General features: G+C 50.4%; 22 protein-coding genes and 1 pseudogene. 10 read left to right on the top strand and 13 right to left on the bottom strand.

What is annotated here, in order from left to right; translation table 11 throughout:
* Positions 1-40: 40 nt before the first annotated feature.
* Complete coding sequence (locus tag MKO97_RS01350; RefSeq protein WP_241104281.1) at positions 41-2,047, top strand: pitrilysin family protein; 2,007 nt, start codon at positions 41-43, stop codon at positions 2,045-2,047.
* Positions 2,048-2,186: 139 nt separating this feature from the next.
* Here MKO97_RS01350 and MKO97_RS01345 read toward each other — a convergent pair whose 3' ends face one another.
* The gene (locus MKO97_RS01345) at positions 2,187-3,053 is read right to left on the bottom strand and encodes a DMT family transporter (protein ID WP_241104280.1); all 867 of its coding nucleotides are present in this window, start codon (positions 3,051-3,053) and stop codon (positions 2,187-2,189) included.
* A 109-nt stretch (positions 3,054-3,162) separates the two neighbouring features.
* On the opposite strand from MKO97_RS01345, the gene MKO97_RS01340 reads away from it, so the two are divergent.
* The gene (locus MKO97_RS01340) at positions 3,163-3,549 is read left to right on the top strand and encodes a heavy-metal-associated domain-containing protein (protein ID WP_241104279.1); all 387 of its coding nucleotides are present in this window, start codon (positions 3,163-3,165) and stop codon (positions 3,547-3,549) included.
* Between the two features lie 139 nt (positions 3,550-3,688).
* Here MKO97_RS01340 and MKO97_RS01335 read toward each other — a convergent pair whose 3' ends face one another.
* Genes MKO97_RS01335 through mutY form a run of 5 tightly spaced genes read right to left on the bottom strand, consistent with a single transcriptional unit; the run spans position 3,689 to position 7,524 of the window.
* Positions 3,689-4,141 (bottom strand): hypothetical protein, encoded by a 453-nt coding sequence (locus tag MKO97_RS01335; protein WP_241104278.1) that lies wholly within the window; start codon positions 4,139-4,141, stop codon positions 3,689-3,691.
* On the bottom strand, positions 4,138-4,692 hold the full coding sequence (gene gldD, locus MKO97_RS01330; RefSeq protein ID WP_241104277.1) for a gliding motility lipoprotein GldD: 555 nt from the start codon (positions 4,690-4,692) through the stop codon (positions 4,138-4,140). The genes MKO97_RS01335 and gldD overlap by 4 nt, the downstream gene beginning before the upstream one ends.
* Complete coding sequence (gene gldE / locus MKO97_RS01325; protein WP_241104276.1) at positions 4,689-5,984, bottom strand: gliding motility-associated protein GldE; 1,296 nt, start codon at positions 5,982-5,984, stop codon at positions 4,689-4,691. The genes gldD and gldE overlap by 4 nt, the downstream gene beginning before the upstream one ends.
* Positions 5,985-6,005: 21 nt before the next feature.
* Positions 6,006-6,440, bottom strand: a complete 435-nt coding sequence (locus MKO97_RS01320; RefSeq protein WP_241104275.1) for a single-stranded DNA-binding protein — start codon at positions 6,438-6,440, stop codon at positions 6,006-6,008.
* 19 nt (positions 6,441-6,459) lie between these two features.
* Positions 6,460-7,524, bottom strand: a complete 1,065-nt coding sequence (mutY, locus tag MKO97_RS01315) for an A/G-specific adenine glycosylase (RefSeq protein WP_241104274.1) — start codon at positions 7,522-7,524, stop codon at positions 6,460-6,462.
* 132 nt (positions 7,525-7,656) lie between these two features.
* On the opposite strand from mutY, the gene MKO97_RS01310 reads away from it, so the two are divergent.
* The 3 genes from MKO97_RS01310 to MKO97_RS01300 all read left to right on the top strand — a co-directional run bounded on the left by MKO97_RS01310 (position 7,657) and on the right by MKO97_RS01300 (position 10,511).
* Positions 7,657-7,947 carry an HU family DNA-binding protein gene (locus tag MKO97_RS01310; RefSeq protein WP_241104273.1) on the top strand — a complete coding sequence of 97 codons (291 nt, stop codon included), beginning with the start codon at positions 7,657-7,659 and terminating at the stop codon, positions 7,945-7,947.
* A 370-nt stretch (positions 7,948-8,317) separates the two neighbouring features.
* Positions 8,318-9,856 carry a ribonuclease E/G gene (locus tag MKO97_RS01305; protein WP_241104272.1) on the top strand — a complete coding sequence of 513 codons (1,539 nt, stop codon included), beginning with the start codon at positions 8,318-8,320 and terminating at the stop codon, positions 9,854-9,856.
* 100 nt (positions 9,857-9,956) lie between these two features.
* Positions 9,957-10,511, top strand: a complete 555-nt coding sequence (locus tag MKO97_RS01300; RefSeq protein WP_241104271.1) for a DUF4256 domain-containing protein — start codon at positions 9,957-9,959, stop codon at positions 10,509-10,511.
* A 71-nt stretch (positions 10,512-10,582) separates the two neighbouring features.
* On the opposite strand, the gene tsf is transcribed toward MKO97_RS01300, so the two are convergent.
* The 4 genes from tsf to rplM form a co-directional block, all read right to left on the bottom strand.
* On the bottom strand, positions 10,583-11,407 hold the full coding sequence (gene tsf / locus MKO97_RS01295) for a translation elongation factor Ts (RefSeq protein WP_241104270.1): 825 nt from the start codon (positions 11,405-11,407) through the stop codon (positions 10,583-10,585).
* A gap of 105 nt (positions 11,408-11,512) precedes the next feature.
* Positions 11,513-12,343, bottom strand: a complete 831-nt coding sequence (gene rpsB, locus MKO97_RS01290) for a 30S ribosomal protein S2 (protein WP_241104269.1) — start codon at positions 12,341-12,343, stop codon at positions 11,513-11,515.
* 158 nt (positions 12,344-12,501) lie between these two features.
* Positions 12,502-12,888 (bottom strand): 30S ribosomal protein S9, encoded by a 387-nt coding sequence (gene rpsI, locus MKO97_RS01285; protein ID WP_241104268.1) that lies wholly within the window; start codon positions 12,886-12,888, stop codon positions 12,502-12,504.
* Positions 12,888-13,343: a 50S ribosomal protein L13 gene (rplM, locus tag MKO97_RS01280; protein ID WP_241104267.1), complete on the bottom strand. Its 456-nt coding sequence runs from the start codon at positions 13,341-13,343 to the stop codon at positions 12,888-12,890. Before rplM ends, rpsI begins: the two co-directional genes overlap by 1 nt.
* 338 nt (positions 13,344-13,681) lie before the next feature.
* Between rplM and MKO97_RS01275 the strand changes: the two genes are divergently transcribed.
* The 3 genes from MKO97_RS01275 (at position 13,682) to MKO97_RS01265 (ending at position 16,122) form a co-directional block, all read left to right on the top strand.
* Positions 13,682-14,707, top strand: coding sequence for a LacI family DNA-binding transcriptional regulator (locus tag MKO97_RS01275; RefSeq protein WP_241104266.1), 1,026 nt, complete (start codon positions 13,682-13,684; stop codon positions 14,705-14,707).
* A 95-nt stretch (positions 14,708-14,802) separates the two neighbouring features.
* Complete coding sequence (locus MKO97_RS01270; RefSeq protein WP_241104265.1) at positions 14,803-15,327, top strand: ankyrin repeat domain-containing protein; 525 nt, start codon at positions 14,803-14,805, stop codon at positions 15,325-15,327.
* Positions 15,328-15,345: 18 nt separating this feature from the next.
* Complete coding sequence (locus MKO97_RS01265) at positions 15,346-16,122, top strand: T9SS type A sorting domain-containing protein (RefSeq protein ID WP_241104264.1); 777 nt, start codon at positions 15,346-15,348, stop codon at positions 16,120-16,122.
* 58 nt (positions 16,123-16,180) lie between these two features.
* On the opposite strand, the pseudogene polA reads toward MKO97_RS01265, so the two are convergent.
* Positions 16,181-19,007 (bottom strand): annotated as a pseudogene (gene polA / locus MKO97_RS01260) (DNA polymerase I).
* A gap of 123 nt (positions 19,008-19,130) precedes the next feature.
* Between polA and MKO97_RS01255 the strand changes: the two are divergent.
* Together MKO97_RS01255 and MKO97_RS01250 are read left to right on the top strand one after the other, a co-directional pair.
* Positions 19,131-20,456, top strand: a complete 1,326-nt coding sequence (locus MKO97_RS01255) for a metallophosphoesterase (RefSeq protein ID WP_241104263.1) — start codon at positions 19,131-19,133, stop codon at positions 20,454-20,456.
* Between the two features lie 51 nt (positions 20,457-20,507).
* On the top strand, positions 20,508-20,804 hold the full coding sequence (locus MKO97_RS01250) for a co-chaperone YbbN (protein WP_241104262.1): 297 nt from the start codon (positions 20,508-20,510) through the stop codon (positions 20,802-20,804).
* Here MKO97_RS01250 and MKO97_RS01245 read toward each other — a convergent pair.
* Together MKO97_RS01245 and MKO97_RS01240 are read right to left on the bottom strand one after the other, a co-directional pair.
* Entirely contained in the window at positions 20,801-21,442 is a 642-nt protein-coding gene (locus MKO97_RS01245) for a polysaccharide deacetylase family protein (RefSeq protein WP_241104261.1), read from the bottom strand. The genes MKO97_RS01250 and MKO97_RS01245 overlap by 4 nt on opposite strands.
* 34 nt (positions 21,443-21,476) lie before the next feature.
* Positions 21,477-24,674 carry a DUF2723 domain-containing protein gene (locus MKO97_RS01240; protein WP_241105481.1) on the bottom strand — a complete coding sequence of 1,066 codons (3,198 nt, stop codon included), beginning with the start codon at positions 24,672-24,674 and terminating at the stop codon, positions 21,477-21,479.
* Positions 24,675-24,808: the final 134 nt, after the last annotated feature.

The raw sequence follows: 24,808 nt of genomic DNA, 5'->3' as shown, positions 1-24,808 counted from the left end.
AATATTTATAGCATTATCAGGCCTGTTCTTATCTTTCGCTATGCAAGGACAAGTAATTCCGCAGCCGAAACCAGGCCCATCGCCGAAGATCAATATCGGCAAACCACAAACGTTCGAACTTCCGAACGGACTCAAGGTGATGGTGGTCGAGAACCACAAATTGCCGCGTGTATCCTTCACCCTTACACTTGACAATGCCCCGTATGCAGAAGGAGCGAAGAAAGGCGTATCTGACCTGACCAGCGCACTGATGGGTAATGGCACCAAGAAGATCTCGAAGGAGAAATTCAACGAAGAAATCGACTTCCTTGGGGCCGATATCAACTTCTGGGACAGCGGTGCAAGTGCCAGCGCACTCTCTAAATACGGCGCCCGTGTACTCGAACTGATGGCGGACGGTGCATTGAACCCGGTTTTCACACAGGAAGAATTCGAGAAAGAGAAAGACAAATTGCTCGAAGGATTGAAGTCAGACGAAAAAAGCGTACCGGCCGCTGCACAGCGTGTAGGTAGCGTACTCGTATACGGACGCAACCACCCGGCAGGTGAGTACCTCAGCGAGGAAACCATCAAAAACGTAACCCTTGCCGACGTTGAGCAGAACTACAACACCTACTTCGTACCTAGCAACGCGTACCTCGTTATCGTAGGGGATGTGAAGTTCAAGGATACCAAGAAAATGGTAGAGAAACTGTTCGGTTCATGGAAAAAAGCGACCGCTCCTTCCGTATCGTACAACGATCCTAAGGACGTTCAGTATACGCAAATCAACTTTGTCGACATGCCGAATGCCGTGCAGTCAGAGATTGGGGCGTATAACGTGACCAACCTCAAAATGGGCGACAAAGATTATTTCGCTGCCATCGTAGCCAACCAAATCTTCGGAGGCGACTTCAACAGCTACATCAATATGAACCTGCGCGAAGCCCACGGCTGGACGTATGGTGCCCGTTCCGGTATCAGCGGTAACAAATATGTATCGCGCTTTTCTGCTACCACTCAGGTGCGCAACGCGGTTACCGACAGTGCCGTTGTAGAGATGATCAAAGAACTGAAGCGTATCCGCACAGAAGATGTAACGGATGAAATGCTGAAAAACGTGAAAGCGGGTTACATCGGCCGTTTCGTAATGAACATCGAAAAACCACAGACCGTTGCGCAGTATGCCTTGCAGACACGCACACAAAACCTGCCTGACAACTTCTACGAAAACTACATCGCGAACATCAACGCGGTTACAGCGGAAGACATCAAGCGTGTGGCGAACACCTATTTCAAAGCCGACAACTGGCGGATCGTCGTAGTGGGCAAGGCTTCGGATGTGTTGCCTGGACTCGAGAAAATCGGGGTGCCTATCCTGTATTTCGACAAATACGGCAACCCGGCTGAAAAACCGGCGATGAAAAAACCGGTTCCTGCCGGCGTAACAGCCAAAACCGTTTTCGACAACTACATCAAGGCGATTGGTGGAGAGAAAGCAGTAAAAGCGGTAAAAACTGTTTTCTACACGGGTTCTGCCAAGATTCCACAAGCTCCGGCACCACTTTCGTTCGTGCGTAAAGTAGATGCACGCGGCCTCGTGATGACAGAATTGTCACTGCCTGGTATGGGAAGCCTCATGAAGCAGGTAGTAGGCGCAAAAGAGGGCTATCAGTCCGGACAAGGCCAGAAACAGGCGATGTCAGCTGAAGACTTCGCAAAAGAGAAACTGACGGCTGTTCCATTCGAAGAACTCAACCTGATGTCGAAAGCAGGCGTTACCGTAACCGGTATCGAGCCTATGAACGGCAAAGACGCCTATGCAGTCGTAGACGGTGACAAAACCTACTACTACGATGTGACAAGCGGATTGAAAGTAGCCGAGTCAAACATGCAGGAAGGCCAGGACGGTAAGAAAGTAGCCGTTGTAACCAACATCAACGATTACCGTGATGTAAAAGGGGTGAAACTTCCTTTCAACATGGTGTTGAACGTAGGTTTCGAACTCGACATCAAAATGTCGGATGTGAAAATCAACGAAGGCGTCAGCGACGCAGATTTCCAATAAGCACTGTTTTTGTGTAATGAAAAGGCTGCCTTCGGGTGGCCTTTTTTTTGAAGTAGTCAGTAGTCAGTAGTCAGTGGTCAGTGGTCAGTAGTTATTCCTCTCTCCCCTCACTTCTCACCTCTCACTGCTCTCCTCTCTCTTACCGCTTCCGCGATGACAAATACACACCCGACAAAATCACCGCGGCGCCGATCAATTGCATCCACCCGAGGCGTTCGCCGGCAAGTAGTCCCCAACAGGCCGCTACAACGGGAATAAGGTACGTAACGTTCGAGGCGAAGATGGGTGTTGACATCTGGATCAGGCGGTAGAAAACGACGTTGGAGATGCCCGTGCTCAGTAATCCAAGCAGGATGATGTAAAAGGCGGAAACCTGAAGGGCGTGTTCGCTGTAGTGTCCGGTGATGCCCGTTGACAGCAAAATGGCGGTAGCGGGAAGGATCAGTACGGCAAAATTACCTGCTGAGATCGTAAGCGGGGAAAGATCCGAAAGGTAGCGTTTCACAAAGTGGATGTTCAGCGCATAGCAAATCGTGGCCAGCAGGATGAAGAACGCATACCGCCAGTCACCACCACCTTCCGACGAACCGCCGTAGACCAACAGCATACAGCCGGCGAAACCCACAAGGATTCCCAACACCTGGTGGCGTCCCACATCCATCCGGAACAAGAGGAGTCCGAAGATGAGGGTGTTGAGGGGCGTAAGTGAATTCAGGATGGCACTAACCGTACTATTGACCTCGGTTTCGGCAAGCGCAAACAGGAAGGCTGGGATGAAATTACCGGTAATCCCCGTCAGCGCTACATACTTCCATTTTCCTAACGGAATCTGTGGCAACTTCCGAAACCCGATCAGCAAAAGGAAAGCGCCGGCGGCAATCATCCGCAGGCTTCCGACCTGAAGCGGTGAGAGCGCATCGAGTCCGCGGAGGATCAATATAAACGAACTGCCCCAGATCAGGGCCAAAAAAGCCAGCAGCAGCCATTTGAGGTTTTCGGTCTTCATGATGGTAGTGTTGGAACAAAAATCCGGTATTTTAACGAGACCGCGCGCCGTCATTCGTTATTTTTGTATATCCTTCGATCAAACGAAGTCAACCTTTAATTTGTTTCCCATGAAATGGACGTTATCACTGCTCTGCCTCGCCTTGGCGGTAAGCACCCTCACCAGTTGTAAAAAAGAAGCCGCAGCCGATACCACTGCTAAAACGACCGCGGTCGCGGGCAAAACAGAAACTGCTACGTTTCACATCGAAGGGATGAGCTGCGCCGTCATGTGTGCCGGAAAGATCCAACAGGAATTGTCGAAGATGGAAGGCGTAAAAAAAGCCGTAGTGGATTTCGACAAAAAGTCGGCAACCGTCGAGTATGATGCCGCAGCCGTAACGCCACAGCAATTGAAAGCGAAAGTGGAAGGAGTAGCGGATGGAAAAACCTATAAAGTATCCGAATTGAAGTCAACGGCCGATCATGCCATGTTGGCCCGTGCCGCCAAGAAATAATTCAATTCAGGACAGGTCTGAATACCTAAGGAAGGCTTCAGCAGCGGCAAAAGCAAAAGACCTGAGTCGTTTGTGCCGTACCAAAGGCGTTATAATGAAAAAGAGAATCGTAAGAACCGGCGAAAAGGGCCGGTTTTTTTTATTGGGGTAGGTAGAGAAAATCCAATCCGACCGATTCCAACAGTGTCAGCACTACTTTCAGAAAAGGTGCAGCGGGCTTATCGTAATCGGCAGGGGAAAGCGCATGAAGCGAGTAGACAGCCGAGCCTTTTTCGGAATACCAGGAAACGGAAAACGTTCTTCCGTCTGTTTCCTGCGTTTCTGAAAAAAGCGCTTCGGGGTTGATTTGCTTGAACGAACGAAGTGCATCGTCAAAATACCGACCATCTACGGTTTCGAAACGATCGGTGCTTCCAAAGGAGAATGCCACAAAAGCGTGCCCGTCTTCCGTTTTGCTTAGGCTAATGTTGATCTGGGGAGTTTCCTCTGTTGCGCCCGCCGGTGCATAGAAAAGGGCGATGGTCTCCTGATATTGCGCTACTCCAATTTGGGAAAGCAAACAGGCGGAGAAAAGAAGAAGTATACGTTTCATTTCCATTTAAGGCTCTCCATAATTTTTCGCATGTCTTTCTTTACATACTCTACCGCCGGCATCACCGAGTCAAAATTCGGCTTGGCATAGAAGTAGACCGACCCGTCGATAAAGTGGTGGATGCTGTCGGTCACGTAAAACTGGCTGTTGGTCGCCGCATTGCCGTTGACCTCATAAAACATCCCATACACCTTGTGATCCCGATTAAGGAACGGCTGCTCAATGATATTGTCGGCCTTGATAACGTGTTCATAGGTGAGCTTCTGCGCATCGCGAAGCAATAGTTTGATGTTGCCGGAAACAGGCTTGTAACTGATATAAATCGTCGCCTTCATTTTCGGATAGTCGATCGTGAGGTTACAGCCATTTTTCTCGTTAAGCACAGCCGCACGGTTCATATCGAACGAAAACGGGCAATCTTTGTCGAACCGCTCATATGAGGCCGAGCCGTATTCGAGTCGGAGCTGCGCCGGTGGTTTCGGCAAGACCTCTTCTTTGCACGAAGCCAGTGTCAGGGCCAGCCCTAATAAAATAAAGTAGTATCGCTTCATAATGCTGTTATCGGGCAGACCTTCACCTGCCGTATGCGTTTTGTATCCGTTTCTTCCACCCTGAAATGCCATCCCCCGAAATCGAGCGTCTGCCCAGCTTCCGGGAAACGACCAAATCGTTCCAGTAAAAAGCCGCCCACCGTTTCAGCCTCGTCCCGCACGGCTTCAAACACTGTGGCATCGGCGCCGGTGACGCGGTAAAAGTCCTTGAGCGCCACTTTGCCCTCAAACCGGAAGGTCGTGTCGTCGACTTGGGTATACTGTATATCCCCATCATCGAACTCATCACTGATATCGCCCACAATTTCCTCCAATATATCCTCAAGCGTGACGATGCCCGATGTCCCTCCATATTCATCCACTACAATGGCCAGGTGGTTCTTCATCCCCTGGAATTCGGTGAGCAAGTCGTCGAGCTTCTTGTTCTCGGGTACAAAGAACGGCTTACGCACCAAGTTTTGCCATTCACAGTTGTCTTTTCCGATGAACGGAAGCAGGTCTTTCACGAAGAGAACGCCCTCTATGTGGTCGATATTGTCCCGATAGACCGGAATCCGTGAAAATCCACTTTCGACAATCTTCTGCATCACCTCGGCGAACTCGCAGCGGATATCCAGCGCAAAAATATCGATTCTGGGTGTCATGATCTGGTCAACATCCGTATTTCCGAACGAAACGATGCCTTCCAGCAACCGCTGTTCGTCTTGCGAGGCGTCAACATCGGAGGTCAGCTCAAGGGCCTGTGACAGTTTCTCGATGGTAATATCAGGTCGTCCCGGGCCAAATTGCCGCTGCAGGAAACGCGTCATGGCACGCATCGGCACACTAAAAGGGGTGAGAAGGGTGTCGAGCAACGAAAGCGGTCGTGCCAGGGCCAGCGCAAATTGTGTGTGATGGCGGTTGGCGTAGATTTTAGGCAGGATGTCGCCAAAAAAGAGGATGAGAAAGGCGACGAAGGTCACATCGACAATGAACTTCAGCGACGGCGAGGGGATGAAACCGAACCAGTCGCGGCCGATCAGCGAAAACAAAACGGCGATGCTGATGTTGAGGAAGGTGTTGGCCATGACCAACGTAGCGATCAGTTTACGGGGCCGTTCGACCAGCCGGCGGATGCGTTTTGCCTTGGCAGGATGGCGGTTGGCAATATCCGACAAATCGGAGGGTGACAGCGAAAAAAAGGCTACTTCGGCACCCGAAACCATAGCCGTAAGGAAGAGAAGCGCCAGCAGCGCCGGCAACCCTGTCGCAAGGGCCGCTGTGGGATCGGAGGGGGGAGGCTCGGTGAGCAAATCAACGGTTTTCGTTACACATCAGAACGGCATGTCGTTCTCTGGAAGGGCAGGGCTCTCGGCACCTTTGCTATCGTGATAGGAAGGCGCTGCCGTGCGGCCCGCCTCGGTTTCTTTCTTGGTGGTAAGGAAGGTAAATTCGGTTACCTGTATTTCCGTCGTATACTTTACCGTTCCATCCTCAGCCTGCCACTGACGCGATTTGATGCGGCCTTCCACATAGATCTTGTCGCCTTTGGTCAGGTATTTTTCGCAGATCTCGGCCGCTTTGTTGCGCACTACCAAATTGTGCCATTCGGTCGACGTGATCTTTTCGTTGGTCGATTTGTTGATATACACCTCGTTGGTAGCCAGCGGGAAGCGCCCGATGCAGTTGCCTCCCTCGAAGTAGTGCATCTTTACGTCATCGCCGAGGTGGCCGATGAGCATGACTTTATTGAGCGTTCCGTTGTTCATGGGATTTTGGCTTGAATCCTCAAATATACTGTTTTTTGAGGATTCCGGGAAAGTGCCGCTCTATAAAGTTGTGCAGTACAATTGGGAACGGAAGCGCCGCCAGTTCGTTGACGGCTATCCCATTGCGAAGTTCATCAGACAGCGTAATGTGCCAGAAGGTGATCGACAGGTGCTGATGGGACAGCTTGTGTATGATCGGAGTCGGGTTGACCTGGTAAACGGCGTCAACGGCAGATCCGAAGAAGGAATCCAGCCGCGCTACTTCGAGTATCGTATCGGCGTCAACTGCCGCGGTGGTTTCATGCAAAGGAAATTCATAGAGATTGCGCCAGATGCCCGGTCCCGTTCGGGGATGCACCCGCGTTTTTCCGTTCGGATCGACAGCCACCAGATACTGGAAGTGCCGTTCGGTAATGCGCGTTTTTTTGTTTTTGACAGGAAGAAGCGCGACTTTTCCGGTTGCGAATGCCACGCATCCCACCTGGAGCGGACACCTCTCGCAGTCGGGTTTTCCCGGAATGCATTGCAGGGCACCGAACTCCATGATCGACTGGTTGAACAAACCCGGATCGTCGTGCAATAACTGCCGTTGCGCCACATCGCGGAAAACAGCGCGCGACGAGGGCTTGGCGATGTCGTCTTCGATGCCGAAATACCGCGCCAATACCCGGAAGACGTTTCCATCCACCACCGGAACGGGTTCATCGTAGGCGAAAGAGGCAATGGCCGCTGCGGTATAATCGCCCACACCTTTGAGTTGTGTCAGTCCCTTGTAATCATCGGGAAAGCGGCCGCCCAGTTCGAACGCAATTTTCCGGGCCGTTTCGTGCAGGTTTCGCGCACGGGAATAGTAGCCGAGCCCCTGCCAAAGCCGCAATACCTGCTGCTCTTCGGCGGCGGCGAGGTCACCAACGGTGGGAAATGCTGTTAGGAAGGCGTCGTAGTAGGGAAGGCCCTGCGCCACGCGTGTTTGCTGCAGTATGATCTCAGAAAGCCAGATGGCATAGGGGTCGCGGGTGTGCCGCCAGGGCAGGTCGCGGCGATTTGTTAAATACCAGTCTTTGAGCGTGTTGGCAAAATCCATGAAAGGGGTGTAGGGCTTGGTAAAAGTAAAGTTTATGTAATTAAAATTTAATTGATTAGGTTGAATATTTCGTTTTTATATTCCTATATTTGCACTCGCAAAATTTAATACAATAATAAAACTAGAAAGAAAATGACGAAAGCAGATATCGTAGCGAAAATTTCTGAAAAGCTTGGCCTTGAAAAAGGAGACGTTCAGGCAACCGTTGAATCCTTCATGGACGAGGTGAAATCTTCGCTTGAGACAGGAGATAACGTATACCTTCGGGGATTCGGAAGCTTCATCATCAAGACTAGAGCTGAGAAAACAGGTCGTAACATTTCAAAAAACACCACGATCAAGATTCCAGCCCACAACATACCTGCCTTCAAACCAGCCAAAGTATTCGTAGAGGGTGTTAAAACCAACAACGAGCCTAAATAAACCGAACCATTAATCAAAAAAACACCTTCCTATGCCAAGCGGTAAAAAGAGAAAGAGACATAAGGTAGCGACGCACAAACGTAAGAAACGTGCGAGAGCTAACCGCCACAAGAAGAAAAAGTAGTTCCGACTACTTTTTCTTTTTTTGAGCATCAACGTTCATTGAAATAGTTTCCGGAAGCGTGTCACCACGCGTTCATTAGGTTTCCGACGTCCAAGAAACGTCCGGAGCCATCGGAAACACTGGGTATTACGCCTGTTAAACATTGTTCAATCCATTTGCTGGTGAACGACTAGGCGGGAAGGCGCTCCTGAGGGAGTGGTCCATGATCCGTTTCGTCGCCGTCGCCAGTCGATAAAAAACTACAGAGTGAATAAGGAATTAATCATCCGATCAAGTTCTGACGCCGTAGATTTTGCCTTACTGAAAGATGGAAGACTCATTGAATTACACAGGGAAGAAGAAAAAAGCAACTACCAGGTAGGCGACATCTTCATTGCGAAGATCCGCAAGCCGGTTGCCGGCCTGAACGCCGCCTTCGTCAACATGGGTTTCGACAAAGACGCGTTCCTGCATTACCATGACCTGGGGCCTAACCTCCTCACTTCCCTTAAATTCCTCAAACTGGCCACCACAGGAAAACTTCGGGATCCGTTCCTGAAGAACTTCCAGTTTGAAAAAGAAATCGACAAAAACGGGGCAATCCTCGACATCCTTGCCGCCAACCAATCGTTGCTGGTGCAGGTCGTGAAGGAGCCGATTTCCACCAAAGGACCACGCATCAGTTCCGAGCTCTCGTTAGCCGGACGGTTCGTTGTGCTGGTGCCGTTTTCAGACCGGGTGTCCATCTCCCAAAAAATTGAATCCAGGAAAGAAAAAGACCGGTTGAAAAAACTGGTACAATCCGTACGCCCTAAAGGATTCGGGGTCATCGTCAGAACGGTGGCCGAAGGGCAATCAGTGGCAGAACTGGAAAAAGACTTACAGACATTGCTCGACAGATGGTCGGGGATGTGTAAAAAATTAGCAACGGCGCACCATCCGTCAAAAGTGCTCGGTGAACTCAACCGGGCCTCGTCGATCCTGCGGGATGTCTTCAACGACACCTTCACCGGGATCCACGTAGACGACGCCGAATTGTTCCAACAGACGAAGGAGTACATCAGCGAGATCGCTCCTTCCAAAGAAAAGATCGTCCGATTTTACCAGTCACGGGATTATCCGATCTTTGAAAAGTTCCACATAGAACGGCAGATCAAAACGGCTTTTGGCCGAACGGTTTCCATGCAGAAAGGAGCCTATCTGATCATTGAACACACCGAAGCCCTGCACGTCATCGACGTCAACAGTGGCAACCGATCGAACAAGGCAACCAACCAGGAAGCCACCGCGTTGGAGGTGAACATGATCGCTGCGACCGAAATCGCACGACAACTGCGCCTTCGCGATATGGGCGGTATCATCGTGGTCGACTTCATTGATATGTCGAACCCCGACAACCGCAAGGTGTTGTTTGATAAACTTCGTGACGAAATGGCCGACGACAAAGCCAAACACAAAATCCTGCCGCCGAGCAAATTTGGCCTGGTGCAGATTACCAGACAACGGGTGCGGCCAGAGGTCAATATCAAGACCCATGAAGACAACCCCAATGGCAACGGGGAAATCGAAGCGCCGATTGTCATCGTCGACCGCATTGCGCAAGACCTTGAACGCCTGTTGAAGACACACGGAAACGTGATCCTGAACGCCCATCCCTTTGTGGCGGCCTACCTGTCAAAAGGTTTTCCGTCGCCGCGCTACAAGTGGTTGTTCGCTCATCGGAAGTGGATTCGTATCATCCCCCGGGATGCCTACACCTTCCTTGAGTATCACTTCTACGACAAACAGGGGAAACAAATCGAATAATACAGAACCGCCTTTCGAAAGATCGGCGGTTTTTTTATGCCCGGTTGTTTCAGGAGGAAACTGTCAAATTGCGATCTTTGTGTCAGTAGACGCCCCTCTCATGACGCAACCACTATCCTCCGAAGAACGCATTGCCTTCCTTTCCCATCTCGAAAGTCGGTTTCACAACCATCCCGAACGGCATCCCGATACGCAATGGTCGCAGGTGCGACAGCGACTTGAAGCCCGGCCGGAGGTTTTGGAAAGCCTCTACGCGATGGAAATGACCGGCGGCGAACCCGATGTGCTGGCCATCGAACCCGACGGAAGCGTCGTTTTTGTCGATTGTGCTGTCGAGAGTCCTAAAGGCCGCAGGAGCTGTTGTTATGACCGTGCAGCACTGGATGCCCGCAAAGAGCACAAACCTGCCCACAACGCGCTGGAGTGGGCCCAGGAGATGGGCGCCGTGTTACTCACTGAAGCAGAATACCGGAAATTGCAGGAAGTAGGCGAATTCGACCAGAAAACGTCGAGTTGGATTCTGACGCCCGACGCCATCCGGCAGAAGGGAGGCGCGTTGTTCTGCGACCGTCGGTACGGACACGTTTTCACCTACCATAACGGAGCCGAATCGTATTATGCGGGGCGGGGTTTTCGCGCTAAGATCCGTTTATAACCATAAGCATTTCATAGGCATAAAAAAAAGGGACGCCTTTCGACATCCCTTTTTTCAATGGTGAATTATGATTAACCCAATGCAGCTCTTTTGAAGCCGGTTACGGTAAGGTTCGCATCAACGGATTTCACATAAGCAGAAACGCTCATAGAGCCATCCTTGATATAGTCCTGGTTAACCAGGGTGTTGTCTTTGAAGAAACGTTGCAATTTGCCTTTTGCGATGTTGTCGAGCATAGCCTCTGGCTTGCCTTCCTGACGCAATTGGTCTTTCGCGATCTCGATTTCTTTCTCGATGGTAGCAGCATCTACGCCGTTCTCGTCAAGCGCGATTGGCGACATAGCAGCCGCCTGCATCGCTACGTTGCGCGCTGCTTCGTCAGCACCGGCTACGTTAGCAGAAAGGGCTACAAGCGTCGCGATTTTGTTACCTGCGTGGATGTACGATCCTACGAACGCACCTGACAGTTTCTCAAACGTACCGATTTCGATTTTCTCACCGATAACACCGGTTTGCTCGATCAGTTTCTCTGCAACGGTGATGCCGTTGTAGTCAGCCGCGAGGAATGCCTCTTTGGTGTCGAAACCAAGGGCCAGGTTCGCCAGGTCGGTAGCGAGTTTCACAAAACCTTCGTTTTTACCTACGAAGTCAGTTTCACAGTTCAGCGTGATGACCGCACCTTCTGTTTTGTCAGCGTTTACCGCCGCGATGGCAGCACCTTCTGTTGACTCACGGTCAGAACGGTTGGCGGCTACTTTCTGTCCTTTCTTACGAAGGATCTCTACCGCTTTTTCGAAGTCGCCTTCAGCTTCTACGAGGGCTTTTTTGCAGTCCATCATACCGGCACCGGTCTGGGTGCGGAGTTTGTTTACGTCTGCAGCAGTTATAGTTGACATAGTCTGTAAATGGATTTAATGATTGAAAGATTGAAAAATTGAAAGACAACCCGCAAATAGAAGCGAATTTTTAGATCTTTCAATCCTTCAATCTTTAAATTTTTGTTATGCTTCTTCTGTCTGTGCGTCAGCCTCAGGAGCCGCTTGTTCGGCTACTTCCGCTTCAACAGCAGGTGCTTCCGCTACCGGGGCAGCCGCTACTTCCATAGCTTCTGCTTCATCGGTTTCGTCAGCTTCTTTATCAGACGTACGGTTGTTGAGTCCGTCGATGATCGCAGCCGTCACCAGTGAAAGCACTTTTTCGATCGATTTTGAAGCGTCATCGTTGGCAGGGATCACGTAGTCGACCTCACGTGGGTCAGAGTTCGTGTCTACCATTGCGAAAACTGGAATGTTTAATTTTTGCGCTTCTTTCACCGCGATGTGCTCTGCCTTGATGTCAACGACAAAAAGGGCAGCTGGGAGCCTTGACATGTCAGCGATCGAGCCGAGGTTTTTCTCGAGCTTCGCACGCAGACGGTCAATCTGCAATTTTTCTTTTTTAGACAGGGTGTTGAACGTGCCGTCTTTCTTCATCTTGTCGATAGACGTCATTTTCTTAACCGCTTTACGGATGGTGACGAAGTTCGTCAACATACCACCTGGCCATCTTTCCGTAATGTACGGCATGTTGGCCGCGGCGGCTTTCTCCGCTACGATGTCCTTAGCCTGTTTTTTGGTTGCTACGAAGAGTACTTTGCGACCGGAAGCGGCGATTTTCTTCAGGGCTTCGTTGGCCTCCTCGATTTTGGCAGCCGTTTTGTAAAGGTTGATGATATGGATGCCGTTACGCTCCATATAGATATAGGGAGCCATGTTCGGGTCCCATTTGCGGGTCATGTGGCCGAAGTGGACACCTGCCTCGAGTAGTTCTTTAACGTCTACTTTATTTGCCATTTTTGTAATAGTTTACGTTCTGTTGTATAACTAGCAATGAACCTCTCAATTAACGGGTAATCTCGATTCATTTAGATGCTAAACTAACCCCGGTTTCATCCGGGTAACAACACTTTTTTGGTTTTTAATTCGATTCTGTAATCAGTGGGACAAAACGATTAACGTTTAGAGAACTGGAATCTCTTACGTGCTTTCTTCTGTCCGAATTTCTTACGCTCTACCATACGTGGGTCGCGTGTCAGGAGGCCTTCCGGTTTCAGGATCGCCCTGTTGCCTTCACCTACTTCGCACATCGCGCGGGAGATCGCCATACGGATGGCTTCCGCCTGCCCGTTGGTGCCACCGCCGTACACGTTTACCTTCACATCGAAGTTTGCGGCATTGTCGGTCATTGCCAACGGCTGCATCACTTTATACTGAAGCGTAGCCGTAGGGAAATAGGTAGCGAATTCTTTCTTGTTGATCGTGATTTTTCCTGATCCCTCAGAAACATATACACGGGCAACAGCTGTTTTTCTTCTTCCGATTTTGTGGATTACTGCCATTACTTCAGGTCGTTAAGGTTAACGGTTCTAGGCTTCTGTGCACCGTGTTTGTGCTCAGGACCTACTACTACATTCAGGTTGCGGAAAAGCTCAGCGCCGAGTTTGTTCTTCGGGAGCATTCCTTTTACGGCCTTCTCTACCAGCATAGCAGGGTTTTTCTGCTGTACTACTTTGGCGGAAAGGACACGTTGTCCTCCAGGATAGCCGGTGTGACGTACATACGTCTTGTCTTCCAGCTTGTTGCCTGTAAGGTTAATTTTTTCTGCGTTGATCACGATCACGTTATCACCACAGTCGACGTGAGGGGTATAGCTCGGTTTGTTCTTGCCACGAAGGATCATCGCCACCTTCGACGCGAGACGCCCCAAGTTATGACCTTCAGCGTCTACCACAACCCACTCCTTGGTGACTGTGGCCTTGTTGGCTGAAATCGTCTTGTAACTTAGTGTGTTCACAATACTTTATTTAAATTAAACATTCCATCCCCAATAAAAGGGGTTGCAAAAGTACGATTAATATCTATAAATACAAATGGCGTCCAAAAATTCTTTTCCGTTGGAAATCAGCCTTCCCAAAGGGTCTTCCGAACACCGGTTTTCGTGAAAATACATTCCGTCTCTTCCCATAACCAAAACCATTCAGATGCCGTTATCTATTCGTAAGGGTACGCCGTTGGTTTCGTTTTGCCCGATTCTTTACCGTTTTCGTTTAAATTTTGTAGCGTTTGATTTACGCCGCCGGATTTAATCCTACACAATTACCTATATTTGTTTGATTCTTAAAGACGCCACCCATGAAATCGAAAGCCACGCTCAAGCAGATTGCCAAGGAATTGCACGTGTCGGTATCTACCGTGTCCAAGGCGCTGAACGACAGCCCGGAGATCAGTGAACCCACCAAGATCCGGATCCAGGAATTCGCGAAACTGAAGAACTACAAACCCAATGTCATCGGTCTTAACCTTAAGAACCGCAAGACCAAAACCATCGGGGTCATCATCCCGAACATCCTCAACCCGTTTTTCGCCAAGGTCTTCAAAGGCATTGAGATGAAGGCGGATGAGAAAGGCTATAATCTCATTACGTGTATTTCGAACGAATCGCTTGAAAAGGAACTGCACGCGCTCGACATGCTGAGCAACGGCACGGCCGACGGTTTCATTCTTTCAGTTTCGGAAGAAGCACAGAAGCAAAATGAATTCCAGCATTTCATAGACGTCATCAACGACGGTACGCCCATCGTGATGTTCGACCGTATTGCCGAACAGGTCGATTGCGACAAGGTCATCGTTGATGATTTTGACTCGGCCGTCTATGCCGTAGAACACCTTATAAAGACAGGATGTCGTCGTATCGGCCTTTTTTCAGCCATCGACAACCTGAGCGTTGGGAAACTCCGCGCCAAAGGCTACCGCCAGGCCCTGCAGGCGCACGGCATCGAAGTCGATGAGAATCTGGTAGTGCTTTGCGAATCGGAAGACGATTTCAACACCCGCGCCCAGCACCTTTTCGATACCCAAACCATTGACGGCGTATTCGGCCTCGACGAGCACGCCTCGACCATGGCACTCAAAATCGCGATCAAGAAAGGCATCCGGATCCCTGACGATTTACAGGCGATTGGTTTTGCCGACGGTGTATGGTCGCGCCGTATGACACCAAGTCTCAGTACAGTAAGCCAGCACGGACCCGAAATCGGTGCTGCCGCTGCCGAACTGTTGATCAACCGGTTGGAAAGCAAGGAGGAACATCTGCCATCGCAGACGAAAGTGGTCAAAACCGAACTGCGCCAGCGCGACTCGACAAAAAAAGTCAGCTAGTTGGCCTTTTTTCGCGCAACCGACGGCGGAAAATAGCATCTCACCACCAATGGGAACGACGGAAGTTATAGCCTGTCGCATCGTAACCTATATATATGACACAAAAATACCTCTCGTTTATCGTCACACTCATGCTTTGCACCTGCTTCGGATCGGTGTCTGCACAGGATGTCTTTTCCGTAGCCCGTACCGGCACCAAAGCGGATATGCAGCGCATCCTGGCCCAGGAGTCGACGGCGGCCAACCAGCGTAACGAAAGCGGATTCACGCCCCTCATTCTGGCGGTCTACCGATCGAATAACGAGGTGGCGAAGTTCCTGGTCGATAACGGCGCGGATGTCAATGCCAGTTCCGGTATGGGAACAGCCCTGATGGCGGCCATTGTCAAAGGAAATACAGAAATGGCGGTATATTTGCTCGATCACAAAGCCGACCCAAACCTGAAAGACGATAAAGGTATGACGGCGTTGATGTATGCGGCTATGTTTCGCAGCGCGTCGCTGATAAAGCCGTTGTTGGCGAAAGGTGCCGACAAAACCGCCAAAGATGCACAGGGTAAAACGGCTTTTGAGTATGCGGTCTTTTCAGGCGATGAAGCCACCATTAATTTATTGAAGTAACATCAAAAACAAATACACATGAGAAAAACTACTTTTTGGCTTTTTATATTGGCGCCGGTCTTCGCCTTCGCACAAGTGAAGACGACCGGAACCGTGAATCTTTCAGCCAATGTAAAAGCAAAGCTGGACCTCGACAACGACACGTCGACCGCCACACTCACTCTTTCAGGCCCCAATGACCGCTGGTTTGCCCTCGCATTAGGCTCTTTTACGAACGGAATGGCGAATGGAACCGATTTGGTATACTGGAACAACGTAACACTCGTTGACGCCAAACAAAACGGGCAGGGAAATACGCCTTCAAATGATGGCACCAACAACTGGACGGTCGTATCGAATACAAACAATTCACCTGCAAATGGACAACGAACCATCGTAGCAACACGCGCTTTTTCAACTGGTGATGCGAACGATTTTACCTTTACGTTCAGTGCGGCCAATATTGACATGGCCTGGGCGCGTTCAAGTTCAGCCAGTTATAGCTTGTCCAATCACGGCAGTACCAACCGTGGAGAAGCCCTAAACCAGAATTTTACTACACTCGGTGTTGAAGACCTGTCCTTGGCGGCATCCGTTGTCTATCCAAACCCATCACAAAGTTGGTTCGCGGTGAAAACGAAGACGGCACTTGAGCGGATTAATGTCTACTCGCAAACAGGAGCCTTCGTGAAAACGGTTGAAGTAAAGGCGTTGGAAGCTACTGAGGTGCGCGTCGACGGACTGTCATCAGGTATTTACCTGCTCGAATTGGTAAACGCGGGCGAGAACGCATGGAAGAAACTCATCGTCGAGTAACTCTTCCTGTAAAGGATAAAAAACAAAGGGCGGTCTTCTCAGATCGCCCTTCTTTATTTTAATGTGCTTCCAGCCAGTCGCGGCCCATACCCATGTCGACTTCCAGCGGCACGGCCAATTGCCAGGCATTTTCCATTTCATGGCGGATCATCGGCTGTATCTTCTCAAGCTCGTCGTTGTAGACGTCAAACACCAATTCGTCATGCACCTGCAGCAACATCTTGCTCTTCCAGTTTTCTGACGTAAGCCGTTTGTGGATGTTGATCATCGCGATCTTGATGATATCCGCTGCACTTCCCTGTATGGGGGCGTTCACCGCATTTCGTTCCGCTGCCCCCCGCACCACGGCATTCGCCGAATTGATGTCTTTCAGGTAGCGGCGCCGTCCGGAGATGGTCTGTACATAGCCGTTTTCCCGTGCGAAGGCCACCTGGTCGTTCATGTAGTCGCGCAGTCGCGGATAGGTTTTGTAGTAGGCGGCAATCAGGTCGGCACTTTCACTTCGCGACAACGACGTTTGGTTGCTGAGCCCGAACGCGGATACACCATATATAATACCGAAGTTGACGGTCTTCGCATTACCACGTTGTTCCCGCGTTACTTCCTCAGCCGGCACGTTAAAGACCTTCGCCGCGGTAGAACGGTGGATGTCCTCGCCATTCTGGAACGACCGGATCATGTTTTTCTTCACCCGACAATGCGGCAATGATGCGAAGTTCGATCTGCGAGTAGTCGGCGGAAAGCAGCGTATGGTGCTCGTCCCGGGGAATAAACGCTTTCCGGATCTGCCGTCCGCGTTCGGTGCGAATCGGGATGTTCTGCAGGTTCGGGTTATTCGAACTAAGACGGCCCGTAGCCGCCACGGCCTGCATGTAGTCGGTGTGCACGCGCCCGGTTCGGCTGCTTACCTGCAACGGCAACGCGTCGACATAGGTGCTTTTGAGCTTGACCATCTGGCGCCAGTCGAGGATGTCCTGCACGAACGGATTGCTTAGGGCAAGATAGGAGAGGACCTCCTCACCGGTGGCATATTGCCCCGTCTTGGTTTTTTTCTGTTTGCCTTCCCCGATCTTCATTTTTTCGAAGAGGATGTCACCCAATTGTTTGGGCGAACTCAGGTTAAACTTTTCACCGGCCGTCTCGTAGATTTTCATTTCGAGTGCGCGGATTTCCTGGTCGAGTTCCTTTGATAGCGATTGCAGGAAGCCTACATCGAGGTTGACGCCTTCCATTTCCATATCCGCCAACACGGATACCAACGGAATTTCGATTGTCTCGAATAGGTTTATTGTGCCCGTTTGGGTCAGGATGGGCGCGAACTGTTCTTTTAATTGCAATGTCACGTCGGCATCTTCGGCCGCGTATTCTTTTACCGCGTCGAGTGGCACGTCGCGCATGGTTTTCTGCCCTTTGCCTTTCTTCCCGATCAATTCTTCGATCGATTGGGGCGAGTAACCCAGATAGGTTTCGGAAAGCACGTCCATGTTATGGCGCATATCCGGATTGATAAGGTAATGGGCGATCATCGTATCGAATAACGGGCCTTTTACCGTTACCCCGTAATTCGACAATACCTTCAGGTCGTATTTGACGTTCTGGCCCACTTTTTCAATATGCTCCGCTTCAAAGAAGGGTTTGAATTTGTCGACGATGGCCTGGGTTTCGGTTCGGTCTGCCGGCACCGGCACGTAAAACCCTTTGCCTTTTTCCCAGGAGAACGAGAGTCCCACCAGTTCGGCCGTCAGCGGATCGATGCCCGTGGTTTCCGTATCGAAACTGACCGACGGTTGCTTCAACAGGTCGGTAAGCAATAGCGAAATACCAAGATTACCGGTCACAGATTGATACAAATGGTCGGTGTCGGCCAGCGTTTTATAATGCGAGGAAATGCGCTCGCCTTCTTCCCCTTCCACCGAAAACAAATCGAATTGGTCCGATCGCGTGATGGTTTTGGTCGGCGCAAGTCCTTGTGTGTCTGTAGTATCATAGCCCGTTTTAGGCGAGAAGAACAACGCGTTGAACTGCTCGGCCATGCGACGGAATTCCAGGTCCTGGAAAAGCGCTTCCACTTTGGCTGCATCCGGTTTCGACAGTTCGTAATCGGTTTCATTGAACGTCACGTCACAGTCACAGATGATGGTCGCCAGTTGTTTCGACAGGATGCCAAGGGCTTTGTTTTCCTCGATCCGCTCCTTCATCTTTCCCTTCAGCTTATCGGTGTTCGCCAGAAGGTTTTCCATCGAGCCGAATTCCTGCAATAGCTTCTTGGCAGTGACTTCACCCACACCGGGCAGACCGGGAATATTGTCAACGGCATCACCCATCATCCCAAGGAAATCGACCACCTGCATCGGCGTCTCCACCCCAAAGCGTTCCTGCACTTCCGGAATGCCCCAGATTTCGATGCCGTTGCCAAGGCGCGCCGGGCGGTACATGAAGATGTTCTCACTTACCAACTGCGCGTAGTCTTTATCGGGCGTCACCATAAAGACCTGGTAGTTCTGCGCTTCAGCCTGCTTGGCGATCGTGCCGATCAGGTCGTCGGCCTCACAGCCCGCTAATTCGATGATGGGGATGTGCATCGCTTTCAGGATTTCCTGGATATACGGAACGGCAATCCGGATGGCTTCCGGCGTTTCGTCGCGATGGGCTTTATAGGCGCTGTACATTTCCGTTCGCACGGTGCTGCCTTCTTTGTCGAACGCCACCGCCAAATGATCGGGTTTTTCCCGTTTGATCAGGTCGAGCAACGAATTCATAAAGCCGAAAATGGCCGAGGTATCCATTCCTTTCGAATTGACCCGCGGGTTCTTGATCAGGGCGTAATAGCCGCGGAAAATAAGGGCATAAGCATCGAGAAGGAACAGGCGTTTCTGTGGCGTCATGGCGGTAAAGTAAAGAAGGTAAAAATACGGAAGTTTCGCGAACGGCATCCGGCACGTTAAATATTTGACAATGCTTTTTCAAGTGCGTTCAACTATTTCGTTACTTTGCTCAAAATCATTTGGATGTTCCGTTGGTTACTCTTGGCGCTGCTGGTTCTGGTAGCCGAATTATTCCTTTTCAGGGCCTTTCCCGATAAAGAACTTTCCCGTTACGTACTCTACCCGCTACAGGTCGTGCTGTTTGTGATCGTGCTGGTCGAGTATTATTCCTATGTAGGTTTTTCGGCAATTTTAGTAAGCCGTCAGGCGCGTATCGCGTATTGGATTATTACGGCGGTTGTGTTATTGTATGTCGTGGGGTCCATCCTGTCGTTTGACCGGGCCGTCGGACAAACCCGTAAGAGCCTGATCGCATTGAGTGTACTGTTGTTGGTCTACATCCCAAAAATGGTTATTGCATCGATCATGCTGGGCCAGGATGTGGTGCGCGAGTTCCTTTGGCTCGTCGGGCATTTCCGTCGTACGGCGGGTGAACCGGTGCCCCTGCCCGGTCGTCGGAAGTTCGTCGGACAGATCGCTCTTGCCCTGGCCGCGCTTCCGTTTGCGGGCCTCCTCCATGGTATTTTCTTTGGGAAGTACAATTTCCGTGTCATCACCCAACCGGTCTTCTTTCCCGACCTGCCGGATGCCTTTGACGGTTTCCGGATCGTACAGATTTCCGATGTCCACAGCGGGAGTTTCGACAATAAAGAGAAAATCCAGTATGCCATCGACCTCATAAACGAACAAAAAGGCGACCTGATGCTGTTTACCGGCGATATCGTCAACACCTTCGCAACGGAAATGGATCCGTGGATCGATACCTTCCGTAACATCAAGTCGTTTCAATACGGTAAGTTCTCCGTACTCGGGAACCATGATTATGGTGAATATCTCGACTGGCCGTCCCAGCGGGCCAAAGACGAGAACTTTGAGGCCATCAAGAAACTCTACGGGCGTATCGGTTTCGATTTGATGCTGAACGAACACCGCTGGATCGAAAAAGACGGGCAACGCATCGCACTCGTCGGTGTCGAAAACTGGGGCAAACACTTCAAGCAGGCGGGCGACCTCAAGAAAGCGTCTGCTGGTTTGGAGAAGGACGACTTTAAAGTATTGATGTCACACGATCCTTCACATTGGGAGTATGAAGTGAAGCAGCATCCAGGGAATTTTCATTTGACACTGTCGGGACACACCCACGGACTGCAGTTCGGCATCGAGATTCCGGGTGTAATACGATGGAGCCCTGCACAATACATGTACAAACAATGGGCAGGCCTTTACGAAAACGCAGGACGTTATGTGTATGTGAACCGCGGTTTCGGTTTCCATGCCTATTCGGGGCGTACGGGCATTTGGCCTGAAATTACGGTCATCGAGCTAAAAAAAGGGCAGAGATTTTCGTAATCCGTTAAAAATAGTACATTTGTAAGATAGTGTACGCATAAAACGCTTCGTATGTCAAAATTTGGAGAGCTTATCAGCGCACCCGTTCCGGTCTTAATCGACTTCTATACCGATTGGAACGAACAGTCGGTGTCGATGCATCCGGTAATCCGGGATGTGGCGGCTGCGCTGGGAGACAAAGCCAAAGTCATCAAGATTGACGTCGACAAAAACCAGGAACTGGCCGATGCCCTTCGCATCAAAGGCCTGCCTACGCTGATGATTTACAAAAGCGGGCAAATGGTATGGCGGCAATCAGGCGAACTCGATGCCAACAGCATCATCAGTCTCGTACAGGAGCACCTTTAAAAATCCCATTTTGCAAAACCAAGTCCTTTCGCCTTGATCCGATCAAGGGCGGGTGGAAGTGCATATTCAAGGTTTTTCCAGGCCTTAACACTGTCATGGAAGATCAGGATGCTGCCGCCCTCTACTTTATGGGTGGCGTTATGCAAGCATTGCTCCGGCGTAATGGTCGTATCGAAATCAGCGGTAAGGATATCCCACATGATGATCTGTTTGCCCTGTTGTAGGGCCCATTTTTTTTGCAGACGCGTAATCTTGCCGTAGGGTGGCCGAAAAAGCGGGGTTCCGTTGGGAAGAAAGGTGCCGATGATCGCATCACAGGCTTCGATATTGGAGATGTAAGCCGTTGTATCCGCCTTCCATCCGTTGAGGTGGTGGAAGGTATGGTTGCCTACCGCGTGACCCTCGGCGAGTATCCGTTGGAAGATGTCGGGATGTTTCCGGATGTTATCGCCAATGCAGAAAAACGTCGCTTTGATGCCATGCGCCGCTAACAGGTCAAGTACCCAGGGCGTCACTTCCGGCACGGGGCCATCGTCAAAGGTCAGGTAGACCGCTTGCGTCGCTTCCGGCACATGCCAGACGAAGTCCGGGAAGAGCCTCCGGATCCATTTTCCTGTTTTGACCCACGTGATTTTCATGCTAAAAAAAGCGGCCTTTCGACCGCTTTACTGCTTATTCGTTTTCGCGATCGAAACGCGAGAACTTCTCGTTATAGCTGTTAAAGATGCCTTTCGCCGCCTCATATTCTTTAAGGTCGCCTTCCTGCTTCATAAGAAGGAGCAGGCTGCGGTAACGCTCGATATCCGACACGATGTCCCAATACATAAATGTTTGGTCGGATGACTTCAGCGTTTTATAGTATGTAAGGTTCTGTTGGTATTTTCCAATCAGCTTGTGCAACAGGTCACGTGCCTTTGCGGCATCGCCGGCGCGGTAATAGTATTTCGCAAAGTCTTCAAGCAGGGAATAATACCCATAATACTCGAATGGCATTTCTTTCATGCCCAGGTTGAGCACGTCAAGCGCTTTCTGCCGTTTGCCGTCTTTGATCAATTGATCTGCCAGACGCGACAGGTTGGCGCGGTAAGAAATACAATTTTTACGCGTCTCAGGGTCATGGTAGATATTCGGACTGCCGCCATTACCCCAATCCCACTTCATGACGATGTCATACATCTTGTCTGAATCGATCTGGCCCATATCAAGCGGCGCGGCTTCTTTGTCGACCGGCGTCCGGATCGGTACGAGTTTGAACACCATACCGTCGAGTTGCAGGTAATCTTTCATCCAGAGGTAATCGTCGTCGCCAAAACTGCCACCCGTAAAATATACCGGTCGTTTCCAGTTGTTCTGGGCTACGATGTCAAGCATGATCAGGCGGTTTTTATAGAGCGCGCCTCCTTTGATGTCAACGTCGATATACGGTACGATCGAATCGGCATACTTGCCACTGACGATACCGTTTTTCAGCACGGCGGCTTTATCGATCGGAATCCGCACTTTATTGGTCGGATACGACTGGATGGTGTGGCCATTTCGGAGTTTAAGCGACGCCTCTGGGTTCCGCGACTTCAGGAATTTCAGGAAGTCGTTCAGGTACCAACGGTTCTTGCTTTTTTCGGTATAAGCCGAGTAGTCCAATTTGTCACCAACATAGTCTTCGTGTTTAAATGAAATCGGCATCGGTTCCGACTCATACGCTTTCCGTTTCATTTGGTCAATATACCAGTCGGTCATCAACAGGCTGGTGTTGACGATCCGTACGTCGGTTCGGAAGCCTTCGATTTCCTGGGCATACCAAAGCGGGAAGGTGTCGTTGTCCCCAATGGTAAAGAGAATGGCATCCTTATCACAAGAACTCAGGTACGCTTTCGCCATCGCCACGGCCGTACGGCGTCCAGAGCGGTCATGGTCGTCCCAGTTTTGGGCCGCCATCAAAACCGGCGCCGCAAGAAGGGTAACCCCTATGATAACAGGTCCGGCGGTGGAAGGCTTGATTTTGTCTTTCAACATATCGTAAAGAGCATAGGCTCCGTAAGCCATCCACATCGCGAAGATGTAGAAAGATCCTACCAACGCGTAGTCACGTTCCCGCGGTTCAAACGGGCGTTCGTTTAGGTATACCTTCAGCGCCAGTCCGGTGAAGAGGAATAACAGCATCAACACCCAGAAGCCTTTCAGGTCTTTCTTGGCATGGTAGTAAATGCCGATAAGCGCCAGGATGAAGGGAATGGCATAATAGAAGTTCCTTCCTTTGTTATTCTTGACATCATCCGGAAGTTTTTCCTGTGATCCCACATGCCACTCGTCGATGGCTTTGATGCCCGTCATCCAGTTGCCGTCCGTGTCGTCGTATTTACCCTGTATGTCGTTTTGGCGACCGATGAAATTCCAGAAGAGGTAACGGAAATACATGTAACCAAATTGGTATTCGAACATGAACTTCAGGTTGTCACCGGCCGTCGGTTTTTCGATGATCAGGTAGTCGCCATAGGTGCGCAGGAACTTGTCGTAGTCGTTGAGGTCGAACTTTCCTTCCTCGAAACCGGTGCGGAACTCGGCCACGATGTCCATCAGTTCCGATTCTTCCGAATACTCCGGATTGACGCGGAATTCCAGCGGCTTCGTGAAATGCATGTAATTCACATTGTGCTCGGTACTCCACATCCGCGGTAGGAGGGCCTTGTGGTTGTTGTCGCCGTTCTGTTCGGCGTTCTTATAGTCGTTCGTGATGACGTATTTTCCGGTTTTATAGTCCCGTTCATAGTTCGGTGCCTTGTCGATATACGGCTCGTCTTTGTCGAGTCCGGCATATACATCCGAAAACTGGGGTCCATAAAACAAAGGGTTGGAACCATATTGTTCGCGGTTGTAATACGCGAGTACCTCACGGGCATCCGACGGCCTGTTTTCGTTGATGACCACATCGGCATTGGCGCGGATCGGCAACATCATCCAACACGAAAACCCAACGAGGATAAAGAGGATGCTGAGCAGCATGGTGTTCAACTGTACATACCCTTTTTGGCGGGTATAGCGAAGTCCGAACCAGAATAGCGCAATCAGCAATAAAGTGACGAATATCGTACCCGAATCAAACGGGAGTCCGAATGTATTCACCATAAAAACCTCCGTCACACCAAAAAGCGCCATCGTCCAGGGAAGCAGCAATTTGAAAATGAAGAGCAGTACGGCCACTACGATGATATTCGCCACAATAAAACCTTTGACGGTTACCTTTTCATAGTGCTTGAAATAATAGAGAAGTCCGATTGACGGAATCGTCAGCAACGCCATAAAGTGCACGCCGAACGAAAGACCGATCATAAAAGAGATAAGTAAGAACCAGCGGTTGCCACGTGGCGTGAACATTTCCTGTTCCCAGCGGAGGCCCATCCAGAACATCGCCGCAATGAAAAGGGACGCCATGGCATACACTTCCGTTTCAACGGCACTGAACCAAAAACTATCGGAAAAGGTAAAGGCAAGCGATGCCATCATCGAAGCGCCCAGCACCATAATGGAATTGGACTTGTTGAGGTCGTCTACGATTTTCCGGAGCAACAACGTCAGTGACCAGAACATAAAGAGAATCGTAAAGGCGCTCGAAAATACCGACAGCATGTTCTCAGCCAGCGCTACGTATTCTTTGTGTCCAAAGGCAAACGTGGCGAAGAAGGCTCCCAGTATCTGAAAAAGCGGGGCTCCCGGTGGGTGGCCTACCTGCAGTTTGGCGGAAGTAGCGATGTATTCGCCGCAATCCCAGAAACTCATGGTAGGTTCAACGGTCAGTGAGTAGGTAATGAGCGCGATAGCGAACGCAACCCAGCCCAGGATCGTATTCCATTTCCGGAAATTGAATGGCTCCATAAAGAAGTCGAGTTTTTGATTGTGGTACAAAGAAACTACTTTTTTGTCCATAGCTTCAACCGTTAACACTTTTTTCAGGGGTGGGTGGAGAGTGGAAAGTCGAAGGTCGAAAGTTGAAAGCGTGGTTGGACGGG

Source organism: Flavobacterium sp. HJ-32-4 (genome assembly GCF_022532105.1).
GTDB lineage: Bacteria > Bacteroidota > Bacteroidia > Flavobacteriales > Flavobacteriaceae > Flavobacterium.
Note: the sequence above shows the minus strand (reverse complement) of the source record. Positions and strands in the feature narration are given on the sequence as shown.